At 62.5% G+C, this 16552-nt stretch carries 18 protein-coding genes; 11 read left to right on the top strand and 7 right to left on the bottom strand.

What is annotated here, in order from left to right; all coding sequences use genetic code 11:
- Positions 1 to 31 precede the first annotated feature (31 nt).
- From recA to LZ012_RS01940, 8 genes are read left to right on the top strand one after another with little or no spacing between them, the layout of a single operon-like run.
- The gene (gene recA / locus LZ012_RS01975) at positions 32 to 1057 is read left to right on the top strand and encodes a recombinase RecA (RefSeq protein WP_150428393.1); all 1026 of its coding nucleotides are present in this window, start codon (positions 32 to 34) and stop codon (positions 1055 to 1057) included.
- A gap of 5 nt (positions 1058 to 1062) precedes the next feature.
- Positions 1063 to 1494 (top strand): recombination regulator RecX, encoded by a 432-nt coding sequence (recX, locus tag LZ012_RS01970; protein ID WP_275706996.1) that lies wholly within the window; start codon positions 1063 to 1065, stop codon positions 1492 to 1494.
- Complete coding sequence (gene lptB / locus LZ012_RS01965; RefSeq protein WP_275706993.1) at positions 1491 to 2225, top strand: LPS export ABC transporter ATP-binding protein; 735 nt, start codon at positions 1491 to 1493, stop codon at positions 2223 to 2225. The genes recX and lptB overlap by 4 nt, the downstream gene beginning before the upstream one ends.
- 24 nt (positions 2226 to 2249) lie before the next feature.
- Complete coding sequence (locus tag LZ012_RS01960; RefSeq protein ID WP_275706991.1) at positions 2250 to 3707, top strand: RNA polymerase factor sigma-54; 1458 nt, start codon at positions 2250 to 2252, stop codon at positions 3705 to 3707.
- Positions 3708 to 3722: 15 nt separating this feature from the next.
- Entirely contained in the window at positions 3723 to 4046 is a 324-nt protein-coding gene (hpf, locus tag LZ012_RS01955; protein ID WP_275706989.1) for a ribosome hibernation-promoting factor, HPF/YfiA family, read from the top strand.
- A gap of 48 nt (positions 4047 to 4094) precedes the next feature.
- A complete protein-coding gene (gene ptsN / locus LZ012_RS01950; protein ID WP_275706987.1) occupies positions 4095 to 4541 on the top strand; it encodes a PTS IIA-like nitrogen regulatory protein PtsN in 447 nt (148 codons plus the stop codon).
- 9 nt (positions 4542 to 4550) lie between these two features.
- Positions 4551 to 5486 (top strand): HPr(Ser) kinase/phosphatase, encoded by a 936-nt coding sequence (hprK, locus tag LZ012_RS01945; RefSeq protein WP_275706985.1) that lies wholly within the window; start codon positions 4551 to 4553, stop codon positions 5484 to 5486.
- A 45-nt stretch (positions 5487 to 5531) separates the two neighbouring features.
- Positions 5532 to 5789: a hypothetical protein gene (locus tag LZ012_RS01940; RefSeq protein ID WP_275706983.1), complete on the top strand. Its 258-nt coding sequence runs from the start codon at positions 5532 to 5534 to the stop codon at positions 5787 to 5789.
- Between the two features lie 50 nt (positions 5790 to 5839).
- Here the strand turns inward: LZ012_RS01940 and LZ012_RS01935 are convergent, their stop codons facing one another.
- The 4 genes from LZ012_RS01935 to LZ012_RS01920 all read right to left on the bottom strand — a co-directional run bounded on the left by LZ012_RS01935 (position 5840) and on the right by LZ012_RS01920 (position 11679).
- The gene (locus tag LZ012_RS01935) at positions 5840 to 6745 is read right to left on the bottom strand and encodes an adenylate/guanylate cyclase domain-containing protein (RefSeq protein ID WP_275706980.1); all 906 of its coding nucleotides are present in this window, start codon (positions 6743 to 6745) and stop codon (positions 5840 to 5842) included.
- A gap of 69 nt (positions 6746 to 6814) precedes the next feature.
- Positions 6815 to 7678 (bottom strand): tRNA 2-thiocytidine(32) synthetase TtcA, encoded by an 864-nt coding sequence (gene ttcA / locus LZ012_RS01930; RefSeq protein WP_275706977.1) that lies wholly within the window; start codon positions 7676 to 7678, stop codon positions 6815 to 6817.
- A gap of 93 nt (positions 7679 to 7771) precedes the next feature.
- Positions 7772 to 10525, bottom strand: a complete 2754-nt coding sequence (locus tag LZ012_RS01925) for a response regulator (RefSeq protein WP_275706975.1) — start codon at positions 10523 to 10525, stop codon at positions 7772 to 7774.
- An 11-nt stretch (positions 10526 to 10536) separates the two neighbouring features.
- On the bottom strand, positions 10537 to 11679 hold the full coding sequence (locus tag LZ012_RS01920) for an FIST signal transduction protein (RefSeq protein ID WP_275706973.1): 1143 nt from the start codon (positions 11677 to 11679) through the stop codon (positions 10537 to 10539).
- A 94-nt stretch (positions 11680 to 11773) separates the two neighbouring features.
- Between LZ012_RS01920 and LZ012_RS01915 the strand changes: the two genes are divergently transcribed.
- Positions 11774 to 12934: a class I SAM-dependent methyltransferase gene (locus LZ012_RS01915; RefSeq protein ID WP_275706971.1), complete on the top strand. Its 1161-nt coding sequence runs from the start codon at positions 11774 to 11776 to the stop codon at positions 12932 to 12934.
- A gap of 114 nt (positions 12935 to 13048) precedes the next feature.
- Here LZ012_RS01915 and LZ012_RS01910 read toward each other — a convergent pair whose 3' ends face one another.
- Positions 13049 to 14044, bottom strand: coding sequence for a hypothetical protein (locus LZ012_RS01910; RefSeq protein WP_275706969.1), 996 nt, complete (start codon positions 14042 to 14044; stop codon positions 13049 to 13051).
- A 36-nt stretch (positions 14045 to 14080) separates the two neighbouring features.
- Between LZ012_RS01910 and LZ012_RS01905 the strand changes: the two genes are divergently transcribed.
- Positions 14081 to 14299 carry a YjfB family protein gene (locus tag LZ012_RS01905; RefSeq protein ID WP_275706967.1) on the top strand — a complete coding sequence of 73 codons (219 nt, stop codon included), beginning with the start codon at positions 14081 to 14083 and terminating at the stop codon, positions 14297 to 14299.
- On the opposite strand, the gene LZ012_RS01900 is transcribed toward LZ012_RS01905, so the two are convergent.
- On the bottom strand, positions 14289 to 15095 hold the full coding sequence (locus LZ012_RS01900) for an alpha/beta hydrolase (protein WP_275706964.1): 807 nt from the start codon (positions 15093 to 15095) through the stop codon (positions 14289 to 14291). The genes LZ012_RS01905 and LZ012_RS01900 overlap by 11 nt on opposite strands.
- A gap of 53 nt (positions 15096 to 15148) precedes the next feature.
- Here LZ012_RS01900 and LZ012_RS01895 point away from each other — a divergent pair, with 53 nt between their 5' ends.
- Positions 15149 to 15346, top strand: coding sequence for a DUF2905 domain-containing protein (locus tag LZ012_RS01895; protein WP_275706962.1), 198 nt, complete (start codon positions 15149 to 15151; stop codon positions 15344 to 15346).
- On the opposite strand, the gene LZ012_RS01890 is transcribed toward LZ012_RS01895, so the two are convergent.
- Positions 15311 to 16549: a multifunctional CCA addition/repair protein gene (locus LZ012_RS01890; protein ID WP_275706960.1), complete on the bottom strand. Its 1239-nt coding sequence runs from the start codon at positions 16547 to 16549 to the stop codon at positions 15311 to 15313. The two genes, LZ012_RS01895 and LZ012_RS01890, sit on opposite strands and share 36 nt — an antisense overlap.
- Positions 16550 to 16552: the final 3 nt, after the last annotated feature.

The raw sequence follows: 16552 nt of genomic DNA, 5'->3' as shown, positions 1-16552 counted from the left end.
CATAATCCGCTCAAATTTTCGAGGTCACCCCATGGACGACAACAAGGCAAAGGCACTCGCCGCCGCACTGCAACAAATCGAAAAGCAATTCGGCAAAGGCTCCATCATGAAGATGGGCGATGCCGAAATCGACGAAGGCATCCAGGTCGTGTCGACCGGTTCGCTCGGTCTGGACATCGCCCTCGGCGTCGGCGGCCTGCCGCGTGGCCGCGTCGTCGAAATCTACGGCCCGGAATCGTCCGGCAAGACCACCCTCTGTCTGCAGGTCGTCGCCGAAATGCAGAAGCTGGGCGGTACCGCCGCCTTCATCGACGCCGAACACGCGCTCGATCCGCAGTACGCCCAGAAACTCGGCGTCAATGTCTCGGACCTCTTGATCTCGCAGCCGGATACCGGCGAACAGGCCCTGGAAATCGCCGACATGCTGGTCCGTTCCGGCTCGGTGGACATCATCATCGTCGACTCGGTCGCCGCCCTAACCCCGCGTGCCGAAATCGAAGGCGAAATGGGCGACCAGATGGTCGGCCTGCACGCCCGCCTGATGAGCCAGGCCCTGCGCAAGCTAACCGCCAACATCAAAAAGACCAACACCCTGGTCATCTTCATCAACCAGATCCGCATGAAGATCGGCGTCATGTTCGGCTCGCCGGAAACCACCACCGGCGGCAATGCGCTGAAGTTCTACGCTTCCGTGCGGCTCGACATCCGCCGCATCGGCTCGATCAAGAAGGGCGACGAGGTCATCGGCAGCGAAACCAAGGTCAAGGTCGTCAAGAACAAGGTTTCCCCGCCTTTCCGCGAAGCGATTTTCGACATCCTGTACGGTGAAGGTATTTCCCGCCAGGGTGAAGTGGTCGAAATGGGCGTTGCCCACAAGCTGGTCGACAAGTCCGGTGCCTGGTATGCCTACAAGGGCGAGAAGATTGGCCAGGGCAAGGACAACGCCCGCGAATTCCTCAAGGCCAATCCGGAAATCGCCGCCGAAATCGAAGCCGGCATCCGTGAGGCGGCCAGCACCACCGTTATCAAGCCGACCAAAGCCAAGGCTGATGCCTGATCAGTATGGCTGATCTGCGCGTGCGAGCCCTGCAACTGCTGACCCGGCGTGACTACAGCCGGGTCGAGCTGAAAGGCAAGCTCGCCGCGCATGCCGAATCCGAGGAAGAACTCGACGCCGTGCTCGATACCCTGCAAAGCGAACGCCTGTTGTCCGATGAACGCTACGCCGCCCAGCGCGTCGTGGCGCGCGCCGGGCGTTACGGCAATGCGCGGCTGAAGCAGGAGTTGCGGCAAAAAGGCGTCGCCGACGACGACATCGCTGCCGCCCTGCCCGAAGGCGGTGACGAGACCGAACGCTGCCGCAGCGTATGGCAACGCAAGTTCAGGGAATTGCCGCAATCGCCGGAAGAGCGTGCCAAACAGCAGCGTTTCCTGCAATATCGCGGTTTTTCCAGTGAAGCCATCCGTCGCGTCCTGCGCGGAGTCGAGCAATGAATACACCTGCCGCCAAACTGACTGCCAATAACCTGAAGAAGCGCTACAAGGCGCGGACTGTGGTCGAGGATGTTTCCTTCGAGGTCAAGTCCGGCGAGGTGGTCGGCCTGCTCGGCCCGAACGGCGCTGGCAAGACGACCTGCTTCTACATGATCGTCGGCCTGGTGGCGGCCGATGGCGGCGAAGTCCACATCGACGACACCCGCCTGACCCATCAGCCGATGCATAGCCGGGCCCGCCTCGGCCTGTCCTACCTGCCGCAGGAAGCTTCCGTCTTTCGCAAGCTGAACGTCGAAGAAAACATCCGCGCCGTCCTTGAACTGCAAAAGCTGCCCGAGGCCGAACTGAACGACCGGCTGGAGGGCTTGCTCAAGGAATTGCACGTCGACCATGTGCGCCACGTCAATGCGGCTGCGTTGTCCGGCGGCGAGCGGCGCCGCGTCGAAATCGCCCGGGCGCTGGCCACCAGCCCGCGCTTCATCCTGCTCGACGAACCCTTCGCCGGCGTCGATCCGATTGCCGTGCTGGAAATCCAGAAAATCATCCGCTTCTTGAAGGAACGCGGTATCGGCGTGCTGATCACCGATCACAATGTGCGCGAAACGTTGGGCATCTGCGACCACGCCTACATCATCAATGCCGGGAATGTACTTGCTGCTGGACGGCCGGCCGAAATCGTGGAGAATGAAAGCGTGCGCAGGGTTTATCTTGGCGAGCATTTCAAGCTCTGACCTCATGGCGCCCGATCCGAACCGATGAAGCCGGCACTCCAACTAAAACTATCCCAGCATCTGGCGCTGACGCCACAGCTCCAGCAGTCGATCAAGCTGCTGCAGTTGTCGACCATCGAAATGCAGCAGGAAATCGAGCGGTACCTGCTCGAAAATCCCATGCTCGAACGCGAGGACGAGGGGCCGGAATCGTTTGCCAATGCGCAGCAATTTGATTCGCCGCGCAACGAGGAATCGCGCAGCGAAAGCAATGAAGAGCGCGAGCCGCGCGAGGAACGCGAAGGCGAACTGCCCTCCTCGCCCTCCGAAGTCGATGACGATCGCTGGACTTCCGATGCCGGCACCTTCACCGGCGCGGGGCGAGATGAAGATGACGACAGCGACAGCCACGACATTCACGCCGCCAACGTCAGCCTGCGCGAGCATCTCGGCTGGCAACTGGGCATGACCCAACTGAGCGAGCGCGACCGCAGCTTGGTCCGCTTCCTGATCGAGGCGCTCGACGACGACGGTTACCTGTCCGCACCGCTGCAGGAACTATGGGAAACCCTGCCGCCGGAATACGAAATCGAGCTGGAAGAGCTCGAAATCGCCCTGCGCCACATCCAGAATTTCGACCCGACCGGTATCGGCGCGCGCAATCTGCAGGAATGCCTGTGTCTGCAATTGAAGGCCATGGACGATGAGTATGACCGCAACGTCGCCTTGCTCATTGTGGAAAAGCACCTCGAATTGCTGGCTGCCCGCGATTTTGCCAAGCTGCGTCGCGTCACCGGCTACGACGACGAAGACCTGAAGGCCGCGCAATCCCTGATCACCAGCCTGAATCCGCGTCCGGCCGCCGGTTATGCGCAGATCGAAGCCCGCTACATCACGCCCGACGTGATCGTGAAGAAGCTCAAGGGCAAGTGGACCGCCTACATCAATCCAGACGCCTACCCGCGCCTGCGCATCAATCGCCTGTATGCCGAGATTCTCGCCAAGCAGCGGCGCGGCAACGGCAACCTGTCTACCCAGTTGCAGGAAGCGCGCTGGCTGATCAAGAACGTCCAGCAGCGTTTCGACACCATTCATCGCGTCACGCAGGCCATCGTCGATCGCCAGCGCCAGTTCTTCGAGCATGGCGAAGTCGCCATGCGGCCGCTCGTGCTGCGCGAAATCGCCGACATCCTCGGCCTGCACGAATCGACTGTGTCGCGCGTCACCAGCCAGAAATACATGGCTACGCCGCGTGGCATTTTCGAACTGAAATACTTCTTCGGCAGCCATGTCGCCACCGATACCGGTGGGGCCTGTTCTGCCACGGCCATCCGTGCCTTGATCAAGCAATTGATCGGAGCCGAGGACGGCAAGAAGCCCTTGTCGGATAGCCAATTATCCGAAATACTAGGCCAGCAGGGAATCGTAGTTGCCCGACGCACGGTAGCCAAATACCGCGAGTCGCTTAACATCCCACCGGTCAATTTACGTAAGACCCTGTAGAAAGAGGAGAAAAAAGTGAATCTGCAGATCAGTGGTCACCATATCGAAGTTACTCCCGCCCTGCGTGAATACGTCGAAAACAAGCTCGATCCTGTTGTCCGCCATTTCGACAAAGTGACCGGCGTCAACGTAGTTCTGTCGGTCGAAAAGCTTAAGCAGATGGCTGAAGTCACCATTCACGTTCCGGGCAAGGATATCCATGTCGAAGAATCCGGCGATGACCTCTACGCCGCCATCGATGCGATGTTCGACAAGCTGGACCGCCAGGTTCAGAAATACAAGCAGAAGGTCCAGGATCACCACCGCGGTGAAAAGCCCGGCCTGCATGCCGCCGAATAAGCGCTGACTGGCCGCGGCTCAGGCCGCGGCCTTGTTTTACCCATCCCTATGAACCCTCTCAACAATCTTCTCAGCGTCGACCAGGTGTCGCTCAACCTGGAAGCCAGCAGCAAGAAACGTGTTTTCGAGCAAGCCGGCATACTTTTCGAGACCCGCCTCGGATTGGCCCGCTCGACTATTTTCGACAGTCTCTTCGCCCGCGAAAAACTCGGTTCCACCGGTTTGGGGCAAGGCGTCGCCATTCCGCATGGCCGCATCAAGGGACTCAAGCAGGCTGCCGGTGCCTTCATGCGGCTGACCACTCCGGTCCCCTTCGACTCTCCCGACGGCCGGCCTGTGGACCTGTTGTTCGTGCTGCTCGTTCCCGAGCAGGCGACCGAACAACATTTGCAGATTCTGTCCGAGCTTGCCCAGCGTTTTTCCGATCGTGCCTTCCGTGAAAAACTGCAGACCGCCAGCGACCCCGCCGCGATTGTCAGCCTTTTTCAGTCCTGAGTTCCTGCCGTGCGCCACGTAAACCTGGTTCGGCTTTACGAGGACAACCGCGAAAAGCTGCTCTTGAACTGGCACATTGGCCAGGATGCCGACCGCCGCATCGAAATCAAGGGATCGAACAGCTACGGCGCCGACCTCGTCGGCCACATCAACATCATTCACCCCGAGCGGCTGCAGGTGCTCGGCCTGGCTGAAAACGAATGGGCGATGCGCATCGGCGAGCGCCGCTTCGCCCAGATGTTTGCCGACCTGCTCAATGCGCAGCCGCCGGCCGTGATCCTCGCCGACGGTCTGGCGCCGCCGCCGCAGGTGGCTGAAACCTGCGCCCAGACCGGCACGCCACTGATTTTTTCGCCCAAGCCCTGTTCCGCCATCATCGATCTGCTGCGTATCTATCTATCGGCCCGGCTGGCCGATACGATCAGCCTGCACGGTGTGTTTATGGACGTCCTCGGCATGGGCGTGCTGATCACCGGCGATTCCGGGGTCGGCAAATCCGAACTGGCGCTCGAACTGATTTCCCGGGGCCATGGTCTGGTCGCCGACGACGTGGTCGAAATGGCCCGCATCGCGCCGACCACCATCGAAGGGCGCTGTCCCGGCATGCTGCGCGATTTCCTCGAGGTGCGCGGCCTCGGTTTACTCAATATCCGGACCATTTTCGGCGAAACCGCATCGCGCCGCAAAATGAAGCTCAAGCTGATCGTCCATTTGCAGAAAACGGCTGCCGCCACCGATGCGCCGCGCCTGCCGCTCGATGCCCAGACCCAGGAAGTGCTCGGCGTGCCGGTGCGCAAGGTGGTCATTCCGGTAGCTGCCGGCCGCAACCTTGCCGTCCTGCTCGAGGCGGCGGTACGCAATACCATCCTGCAATTGCGCGGCATCGACAGCCTGCAGGACTTCATGGATCGTCAGCAGCGCATGATGCTTGACGATGACGCATGAATGGCTGATAGTGGCTGAGCGTTTTTTCCCATGGAGATATTCCCAATGAAGAAATTGATCGCTCTGCTCCTCGTCGCCTTTTCAGCCAATGCCGTTTATGCCGCTGACGATTGCGCCGCCCGTGCCGCCGAGAAAAAGCTGGCCGGCGCCGCCAAGAACAGCTTCATGAAAAAGTGCCAGGCCGATTCCGGTGCAGCCCCGGAAAACGCCGAGTGCGCCATGAAGGCCAAGGAAAAGAAGCTGGCTGGTGCGGCCAAGAACAGCTTCATGAAGAAGTGTTCGGCTGACGCCGCCGCCAAGTAAGACGGCTTTAGTTGACGCAGATCGGCCATCCGCGGATGGCCGATTGTCGTTTACAACTGCTCGAAATCCGCCAGGTCGGACTGCGGGTCGTTGCTCGAGGTGCCGAAACTGACCCGGCCTTTGCCGTCGAGTTGCATTTCGTGGCGGCGGACCATCACCTCCTGACGGCCGGACAGCGTGATGAAAGTCCCGTTGGTGCTGGTGTCGACCAGATAAAACCCGTCGTTGCGGCGTTCGACCCGGGCGTGCTGGCGGGAAGCCTTGCGATCGTCGATGGTCAGCTTGCAACCGAGGTCGCGGCCAATGGTCAGGACGGGGGTCTTCTCATCGACCAGAAAGGCCTTGCCGCGATAACGCACGCACAGCCGTTCGATGGGTTGCGGCAGATGGCTTTGCGGCCCGAAGGTCGAATTCGGGTACGAAGCCCCGCCCTGCGAGCTGGGCCAGTGGATCTGGAACAGCGAAAAATCGACGCCGTTTTCGGCCACCGTGCCGAGCTTGGGCATGGCATCCGCCGTGATGATGCCGGGTTGGGGCAACTCGTCGACCAGTTCGGAACTGCACAGTATCTGGTCGCGCCGGGCAATACCGGCGATGCGGGCGGCGGTATTGACGGCCGGCCCGCTCAGCTTGTCTTCGCCTTCCGAGACGACGCCGCTGTGCAGGCCGATCCGGATGGTCAGCTTAAGCCCGGAAACCGGCGGCAGGTCGGCGATGCGCTGCTGCATGTCGATGGCCGCCTGACAGGCTTCTTCGGCCGTCTCGAAGCTGGCGAGCAATTCGTCGCCGACGATCTGCACCGTCTTGCCCTTGTAGCCGTCGATTGAACGGTTCATGCGCTTCAGGCAGCGCTCGACGGCATGCATGGCTTCGCGGTCGCCCAGTTTTTCGAAAAGCGCCGTACTGCCGGAAACGTCGGCGAACATGACGGTCAATCTACGTTGCGTGGCGCTCATCGGCTAGCAAAAACCAGAAATAGATAAGTGGCGAAACCCGATTATATGCTGACCAGTCGGCATTACGCATTATGCTTTTAGGCTTACCGGGATGGTGCCGGTCATCATTAGTTCGGGCTCATCGAAGGCGATGTCGCCTTCATCGACCGGCGTGTCGAGCGTCAGGCCGCGGAAGTCGAACAGATCGAGGTCGGCCAAGTGCGAGGGGACGACGTTCTGCATGGCGGTGAACACCGATTCGGTGCGGCCGGGGTAGCGCTTGTCCCAATCCTGCATCATTTCGCGGATTTTCTGCCGCTGCATGTTGTCCTGCGAGCCGCACAGGTTGCACGGGATGATCGGGAATTCCATGCCGCGGGCGAACTTGGCGATATCGGCTTCCGCGCAATAGGCTAGCGGCCGGATGACGACGTGGGCCTTGTCGTCGGTCACTAGCTTGGGCGGCATGGCCTTGATCTTGCCGCCGAACAGCAGGTTCAGGAACAGCGTATGGACCATGTCGTCGCGATGGTGGCCGAGGGCGATCTTGTTGGCACCCAATTCCTTGGCGGTGCGGTAGATGATGCCCCGGCGCAGGCGCGAGCACAGCGAACAGGTCGTCTTGCCCTCGGGGATCTTGTCCTTGACGATGGAGTAGGTGTCCGACTCGATGATGTGGTGCTCAATGCCGATGGACTTAAAGTAGTTGGGCAGCACCTCGGCCGGGAAGCCGGGCTGTTTCTGGTCGAGGTTCATCGCGATCAGGCGGAACTTGACCGGCGCGCGCTGCTGCAGAGCCATCAGCATGGCGAGCAGGGTGTAGGAATCCTTGCCGCCGGAAACGCAGACGAGCACCGTATCGCCATCCTCGATCATGTTGTAGTCGATGATGGCCTTACCGGTACGGCCTTCGAGGAATTTGCGGAGCTTTTGCAGGTTGTTCGAGCTGTTCATGGTCGGTGACGGCCGACGGCCATCTCGCTGATCGGAAAACCCGCAAGTTTACCCTGTGCCGCCCTCCCCGGGCGTACAATTTTCGGCGTTGAATCAGGCAGTTCTGGCGTATGTGGCGAGTTTGGCCTGCAGCTCCCCGGCCTGGATCGGCTTGGCCAGATAGTCGTCCATGCCGGCCGCCAGGCAGGCCTCGCGGTCGCCTTGCATGGCGGCGGCCGTCATGGCGACGATAGGCGTGCGCGGCAGTTGCCGCTGGCGCTCGCCGGCCCTGATCTGTCGGGTGGCCTCGATGCCGCCCATGACCGGCATCTGCATGTCCATCAGGATCAGGTCGAAGCTGCTGGCCTGCAGGATATCGAGCGCTTCCCGGCCATTCCGGGCCAGCGTCGCGTCATGTCCCCATTTATCAAGCAGACCGAGAGTCAGCTTCTGGTTGGTCGGATGGTCTTCGACCAGCAAAATCTTCAATGCCAGCCGGGACTCGCGCAGAGAATGACGGGTCACCAGCGAAACTCCGTCCACGACCGGCTTGGCGGCCGGCGCTGCGAACAGTCGACCCAGCGCGGCGAGCAGTTCGTCGCCGGAGATCGGCTTGGCAAAGAAGCCGCCGATGCCGAGCTCCTCGCAACGTAGCGCGTCGCCGCGCAGGGCACCGGAAGACAGCATCAGCATCGGCGGCAGGTCGGCATGTTCGGCCCGCAGGCGTTGTGCCAGTTCGTAACCGTCCATCCCCGGCATCTGGGCATCGAGCAGGATGCAGTCGAAGCGTTCATGGCCGGCCCGCATCACGGTCAGGGCCGTCTCGGCGCAATCGGCGCCGGTGGAACTGACGTGCAGGGTGGCGAGTACGCCCTGCAGCGTGCGGCGATTGGTGGCGTTGTCGTCGACGATCAGGAGATGCCGGCCGGCGATGTCGGCGAGCGGCGGCGCCGCCGGCTGCGTTCTTTCCGCCAGTTGCAGCGGCAGCGAGAAATGGAAGGTGCTTCCCTTGCCGAGTTCGCTGTGCAGCCACATGCTGCCGCCCATCAGGGCGATCAGGCGGCGGCAGATCGACAGCCCGAGGCCGGTGCCGCCGTACTTGCGGGTGGTGGACGAATCTTCCTGGGCGAAGGCCTCGAAAATCAGTTCCCGTTTGTCGGGCGCGATGCCGATGCCGGTGTCGCTCACGGCGAAATGGAGCGTCGCCAGTCCCTTCTGCACCTGCGTCACGTCGACGTGCAGGGCGATTTCGCCGTGGGCGGTGAACTTGATGGCGTTGCCAATCAGATTGACCAGGATCTGCCGTATTCGCCCCGGATCGCCGCGCACGAAGCGCGGCATGTCCGGTGGCAGGTCGGTGCGCAGCTTGAGATGGCTGGCGTGGGCGCGTACGGCAAGGGGCTTGAGCGTGTCGGAAATCAGGCGCCGCAGATCGAAGGGAATGTCTTCGACCAGCAATTTGCCGGCTTCGATTTTCGAAAAATCGAGAATGTCGTTGATGATGGTCAGCAAGGATTCGGCCGACGACTTGACGATGGTCAGGTATTCGCTCTGCTCGGCACTGAGGTCGGTTTCCAGCGCGAGGTCGGTCATGCCGATGACGCCGTTCATCGGCGTGCGGATTTCATGGCTCATATTGGCCAGAAAATCGCTTTTGGCCCGGTTGGCGGCTTCAGCCGCCTCCTTGGCGCGTATCGTTTCGATTTCGGCCCGCTTGCGGTCGGTGATATCGACGATGGTGCCGAGCAGGCCGAAGACGCTGCCGTCGCGGCGAGTCAGTATGGCCTTGTGGTAAAGCGTGTCATAGGCCCGGCCATCGCGACTATGGACGGTTGCTTCGTACGACTGGGTACCTTTGCGGGCGAACAGTTCGCTATCCCGGTCGGCATGTATCCGTACATCTTCCGGCGGCAGCAGCTCCTGCAGGGTCGCACCGAGTATGCCGTCGCGCTGGACCTGGAAAAAGCTCTCAAAGGCGCGGTTCAGGCGTACATAGTGGCCCGCCGTGTCCTTCAGATAGACCGGCAGCGGAATGGTCTCGATCAACTCCTCGACCAGGTGCAGCTGGTCGGAAAGCTGGGCCTCCATGCGTTTGCGATCGGAAATATCGGTACGGATGGCAATGTAGCGCTCCGGCTTGCCCTGGACGTCGAGCAGCGGGACGATAGTGGCATTGACCCAGTAGGTCCGGCCGTCGCGGGCCTGGTTGCAAATTTCGCCCCGCCAGACCTGCCCGCCGGCGAGGGTTTCCCACATCTCCCGGAAAAAGGCGGGAGAATGGACGCCCGAACTGATGATGCGGTGATTCTGTCCGATCAACTCCTCGTGCCGGAAGCCGTTGATGTCGCAGAAACGGTCGTTGGCATAGAGTATGGTGCCTTCGGTATCGGTAATGCTAACGATGGCGTGCTGGTCGAGCGCAAATTTCTGATTGCTCAGTTCGCGCCGCCCCCCTTCGTTTTCCGCAACGATGGAGGCAATGCGCTGCGACAAGGCGGCGATATCTTCATCGGCCGGCCGCTCGGCCTCACCTTCCGGTGCATCGGGCAGCAGGTCGCGCATCGTGGCACGCAGGGAGCGTAGTGCATTTTCGCGGCCGGCCAGGGACTGGCGCAGCTTGTCGTTGGCGGTGGACAGCTCGGACGACGAGATGTCGAGGCTGCGTGTACGCAGTTCCAGATCGCGTTCGTATTGTTCGTAACTGGCGTCGATGCTGGCCAGCAGCTTGCCAAAGCCCGTGAGCAGTGGCTGCAGCGTCGGATCGGCCTGGGGGGCGGCGGCCTGCAGGTCGTCCAGCAGGGTGGCCAATTCGCTTTCGTCGCTGACGCCGAGACTGCGTTTGAGCTGGCGCAGAAGTAGTTTTTGCATGGGCGCAGTACTCAGGCTTCGCCGAGACAGGTAATGGTCATGGTCTGGTTGTGCAACTTGCACGACGCGCCGGGCGTGAAAGGGCTGATTTCGCCGTAGGAATAGAAGCCGGTGAGAACCTCCTGGTGATTGAATACCTCACCCACGGCTTCGACCTCCTCGTCGACCCGGTCGCCCATCACCAGCTTGCGGCCGACGCAGCTGACCAGCAGGGCGAGCGTTTGGCCGGGCGACTGGAACATTCCGCTGGCCGCCGCGGCGGCCGCCTCGGCGCCATTGACCAGTTTGTCCGTACTGGCGTGCATCAGGCGCAGATAGCCGTCGGGATCGATTTCACCGGCCAGGATCAGGCTCCCTTCGGCCTCGTCGACGCCGAGGATGGTACGGATCAGCCCGCCGGCATTGGAGCCCTCGCCAAGCATAGCAAACGGGAAAAGCAGGCCGGAGGCCGGAAGATTCCGGGCATGGTCGCCGAGGTAGCGCTTGTAGATGTCGAGTGCCGGTTCGCCATCCAGCTCGTAAAGGATATTGCCTTGGCTGCGCGTCACCTTGCGGGCCGGACCGAAAGGCGCCCAGCCACCGAAGGAGCCGTGGCCGAAGCGCAGGCTGTCGCCGTACAGCCCGACGGCGACGACCGTGTTGTTGGCAATGCCGTCCTGGCCGAGGGTAAAAGTCTCGCGAAAGGCGCCGCCATCACCGGCCAGTCCGCCGGTAATCGGGATATCGTTGCCGATGGCGCTGCTGATGCCGTCCACCAGCGCGCTGCCATTGATGCGGACGCCGGGACCGAAGACCAGGACCGCCTTCAGGTCGCGTCCCGCCAACTGCTGCCCGAGGCGCCCGCCGGCCGCGAAGGAGTCATCCATGCCGCGCAGCACGGTGCTGGCCGGGCGCAGGCCGACCTTGCCGAATTCAATGGCGGTGAGCGTGCAGCTTCCATCATCGACCCCGTCGGGCGTGATTTCGCCGGCCGTCGAACAACCCAGCCGGACGACGCCGGGAGGAAGCTGATCGAGCGCTGCAGCCAGTTGCGGCCCGGTGAAGTGATCAATACTGCCGAAGACCAGCAGCAAGCCGTTCTGCATCCCGTGCAGCGAGGCGACGGCAGGCTCCAGCTCGGCTGGTTGGCGGGTGATGGTTTGCGTGATGCGCAAGACGGTCGTTCTCCTAGCGATTCAGCGGAAAAATAGCATACGACGCCGCGCTTGCATGGCCTTGGTCGTAAAATCCCTACTTTTTGCGCCTGCGATGAATAATCTACCGCCTCCTTCGTCCGAAGCGCTCGCCCATAGCGAGCGCCTGCAACAGGCCATCGCCCAGTACATTGCGGCCGCCGGAGGCTGGATTTCGTTCGCCCGCTTCATGGAGCAGGTGCTGTATCGCCCGGGTTTGGGCTATTACGCTGCCGGCGCCCGCAAGTTCGGGGCGGCCGGCGATTTTGTCACCGCTCCGGAATTGACTCCCCTGTTCGGCCGGGCGCTGTCCCGCCAGGTCGCCCAAGTGATGGCGGCATCGGCGCCGACCGTGCTCGAGGTGGGGGCAGGTTCCGGGCGGCTAGCCGCCGATCTGCTACTCGAACTGGAAGGGCTCGGCTGCCTACCCGAGCGCTATTTCATCCTCGACTTGTCGGCCGATCTGCGCGAACGCCAGCAGCAGACTATCGCCGCCGCCGCACCTCATCTGCTCGATCGCGTCGCCTGGCTCGACCGCCTGCCGGAAAGTTTTTCCGGTGCCGTGGTCGCCAATGAATTGCTCGATGCCATGCCGGCGCACATCGTTGCCTGGCGCGAGGACGGCGTCGCCGAGCGGGGCGTCGGGCTGGATGCGGCCGGCGGCTTTGCGTGGAACGAACGGCCGGCGAGTGGTGCGGTGCTCGGTGCGGCCGAGGAAATCGGCCGCCAATGCCAGTTGCCGCCGGGATTCGAGAGCGAAATCAGCCTGGCGGTACGGGCCTGGGCGGCCGAGTGGGGGCGCATCCTGCAGCAGGGCGCCCTCTTACTGATTGACTACGGTTTTCCCCGCCGCGAGTTCTATCACCAGCAACGCGGCCGCGGTACCTTGATGTGCCATTACCGCCATCATGCCCATCCCGATCCCTTCTACCTGCCCGGCCTGCAGGACGTGACGGTGCATGTCGATTTCACGGCGGTGATCGCCGCCGCGCACGGTGCCGGCCTTGACCTGCTGGGCTACACCAGTCAGGGCCAGTTCCTGCTCAACTGCGGCATCCTCGACCTGCTGGCCGCCATTCCCAACGGCACGGCGGACTACATACGGGCGACCGGGGCGGTCAACACCCTGCTGATGCCGCACGAAATGGGCGAACTGTTCAAGGTCATCGCCGTCGGTCGCGGCATCGATGATCCTTTGTCTGGCTTCGTCAGCGGCGATCAGGGCTGGCGACTGTAGAAAGCACTGACACATGCTTCTGGCGTTGTTGTGTCGCCTGGCCGTACTGGCGTACTGTCTGCGGCGACACGCCTAGCCAGGACCGCTGCGCTTCATGTTGTCCGCGCTTTCTAATTAACGCTTGGCCAGTTCCCGGAAACGGTTGGGCTGGCCGAGGACGAGGCGGCCGAAATCGTCGAGCAGGGCCTGATCGATGGCCCGCGGCCGCAAGGTATGCAGGGCGCTGCCCAGGCGTTCCAGATTGCGGGTTTCGAGCGCAATGGTGCCCTGGGCGAAATCGGCCCGCCAGCGCGCACTGACGCTGACTTCGGCACGGATGTCGAATTCGGCGCGTTCGACGTACTGGCGCTCGTTCTTGAATTCCTTGCAGGTGAAGGGCAGGCCGTAATCGAACAGCGTGGTGCGGAAGCGCTCGACCGTGGCGCCGTCGCGCTCGATCAGCAAGGAACCCTTGCCCTTCAGGTGGTAGGAGAAGGTCACCAGTTCGACCAGGGCGCCGGCGCTCTGGCTCTGGGTCCGGTAATCGGCAAAGCCTTCCTGCCAGTCCAGGCAGTTGAGCAGATGCTGCTCGCTCAGCACGTAGTCGCGCGGAATCCCCGGTTTGACGATATTCAGTTGCTGCACCAGTTCGTGCAGGAAAAAGAAAATATGTTTGAGAGCCTGGTCGACGGCTTCGTTGATTGCCGTCCGCTCGGTCAGGGCGCTGTGGATTTCGCGCTGGCGGATTTCGGCTTGCCGGCGCAATTGATCGAGCAGTCCGAGGCTGCCGATTTCCGGCAACGGCACCTCGGCAGCGGCCGGCTCGGGTGCGACCAACTCAGGGACAGGCGGTGGCTCCGGCGTTCTTTCCGCCAGTGGCGCGGCGGGCCGCTGCGGAACGATTTCGGGAAAGACCAGTTCGGGGTCGGCCATGCCGGCCCCGGTATTGGCCAGGTATTCGCGGCGGGCGCGCCGTTCGGCGGCATCCAGGTCGAAGGCCTCGATGTCAGCGATCAGCGCGGCTTCCAAGGCGTCGATGTCCTCGCGCAGGGCGGTGCCCTTGCGTTCGCGCTTGGCGCGTATGGCTTGGCTGATGGCGGAAATCTGGCCGGTCTTCTCGGAATCACTCATTGAACTTGCCGCTGCGTCGACTACACTGACACCATAATGTGTCCGAAACGGAGCGAACGCAAGATGGACATTACCTCGATGGGCAGCCTGAGCGCCGTCCTGGCGCAAACCCAGGCGTCCGACGCCGTCGGTATCGCCGTGCTCAAGAAGGCGCTGGATATTCAGGAACAGACGGCGATGCAGTTGATCCAGGCACTGCCGCAGCCATCCAGCAATCCGCCCAACCTCGGCAACAACGTCGACGTCAAAGCCTGAGGTCTTCCAGCCAGTCGCGCAAGGTGGCCGCCACGAGCGGCCATTCCTTTTCGTGGGTCACGGCATGCCCCATGTGGCGGAAGATGTGGGCATGCAAACCGTAGGTGTTGGCCGTCGTCTGGACCAGGAAGGCGGGAACCAGAACGTCCTCCTCGGCGCCGAGCAGCAGCATCGGTGGCCGGTGCATGGTGAACAGGTTGGGCAGGTTGAACATCGTCATGTCCAGCAGCGCTCGATGCGACTCGTTCTGCATGCGGGTCAGCCAGGCGGCCAGCATGGTTTCGTCCGCCTCACCGGCGAACAGCGCTTCGCGCAAGGTGGCCGTGTCGGTGTATTCGCCGCTCAGGATGCGGTTGAGTTCGAGAAACAGGTGCGGCTTGCTGAGCAGCAGATGGAACTGCGCGGCGATCAGGCCCTGCGGCGGCACCGAACAGACCAGCGCGACGGCGGGTGCCGGCCGGTGTTCGAGGTATTTTTGCACGACAAAGCCACCCATCGAGTGGCCAATCAAGACGGGCGGCGTCTCCAGCCAATCGACCACGGTTTTGACGTCATCGACGTAATCGGCGATGGAGTGCCAGTCCATGTGCTCGTGCCCGGCACTGCCGCCGTGGCCGCGCAGCGACAGCGCGTAGCACGGGTAGCCGGCTTCGGCGAGGAAGGGCATGAAGGTTTCGGTCCACATCCAGCCGCCGGCGAAGGCACCGTGCACGAACAGCAGCGCCGGCTTGCCGCTCTTGCGGCTGGGCAGACAGGAAAAGACTTCGAGACCGGCGATGATTTCGGTTTTTAGCATGGGGTCGGTTGGGGCCGTGTTCTAATGCGGTTTTTGGGGCGAAGCTGGGCAATATGCTGAAGTGGCTATTAACGCTGGTGGTGGCGATTTTTCTGTTGGGCATCATTGCCCCCCATTTGGCTCGCTTCATTCGCTTCGGCCAGTTGCCGGGCGACTTTGCCTTTCGCTTTCGCGGCCGGAATTATGTGTTTCCGGTGGCGACGACGATCATTTTCTCAGTGCTGCTCTGGCTCCTCTCCCGGCTCATTTAAGGCCTGCTTGACGGCGCGGACCCGGGCGGCATGGATGCGCTCCGGGATCTTGCCCGGGTCGGTGCAGGCAGCGGCGATCTCTCCTCCCCTGACGGCATTGACTGCGGCGAGCGCGGTGAGCAGGCGCTGCGGACTGTCGTAGGCCTTGTTTTCCCAGCCCAGGCGGCCGGTGTAGTCGCACAGGCAGGCGTCGAGCAGTTGCCGGAAGCGTTCCGGCCGGCGCAGGGCATCGGTTTTTTCGAACAGCGTGACGACGGTGCTCGCCTTCAGGTCGGCAGCCCGGTGCACATTGCCGTGGTAGCGGGCGGTGAGCAGGGCCAGGTCGCGGCAGTCGTTGGGGACGCGCAGACGCGCACTGAGTTGTTCGGTCAGCCGCACGCTGCGTTCTTCGTGACCGAGGTGGCGTGGCAGGATGTCGGCCGGCGTCTCTCCCTTGCCGAGGTCGTGGGTCAGCGCCGAGAAGCGGACCGGCAGCGGAAAGTTGTGCCGCGCCGACTGGTCGATGACCATCAGGGTATGGATCCCGGTATCGACTTCCGGGTGATAGTCGGCCCGTTGCGGTACGCCGAACAGTTTGTCCACCTCGGGCAGCAGGCGGGCCAACGCGCCGCAGTCGCGCAGGACTTCCAACATGCGCGACGGCCGGTTTTCCATCAAGCCCTTGGCCAGTTCCTGCCAGACGCGCTCGGCAACCAGATGGTCGGCTTCGCCACTGGCCACCATATCGCACATCAGGGCCTGGGTTTCCGGCGCCACCGAAAAATCGCTGAAGCGGGCGGCAAAGCGGGCGATGCGCAGGATGCGTACCGGGTCTTCGGCAAAGGCCGGGCCGACGTGGCGCAGGATTTTGACCTGCAGGTCGTGTTGGCCGTGAAAAGGGTCGATCAGGCTGCCGTCGGCGGCCCGGGCCATGGCGTTGATGGTCAGGTCGCGGCGGGCGAGATCGTCGTCGAGGGTGACATCGGGGGCGGCGTGGAAGGCGAAGCCGTGATAGCCGCGGCCGGTTTTGCGCTCGGTGCGGGCCAGCGCATATTCCTCCTGCGTTTGCGGATGCAGGAAGACCGGGAAATCCTTGCCCACCGGCCGGAAACCCTGCGCCAGCATGGCTTCCGGGGTGGCGCCGACGACCACGTAGTCGCGGTCGTCGTTGGGCCGGCCGAGCAGTTCATCGCGGACGGCGCCGCCGACGACGAAGATCTGCACGGC

It is taken from the genome of Dechloromonas hankyongensis, from assembly GCF_022012295.1.
Classification (GTDB): domain Bacteria; phylum Pseudomonadota; class Gammaproteobacteria; order Burkholderiales; family Rhodocyclaceae; genus Azonexus; species Azonexus hankyongensis.
Note: the sequence above shows the minus strand (reverse complement) of the source record. Positions and strands in the feature narration are given on the sequence as shown.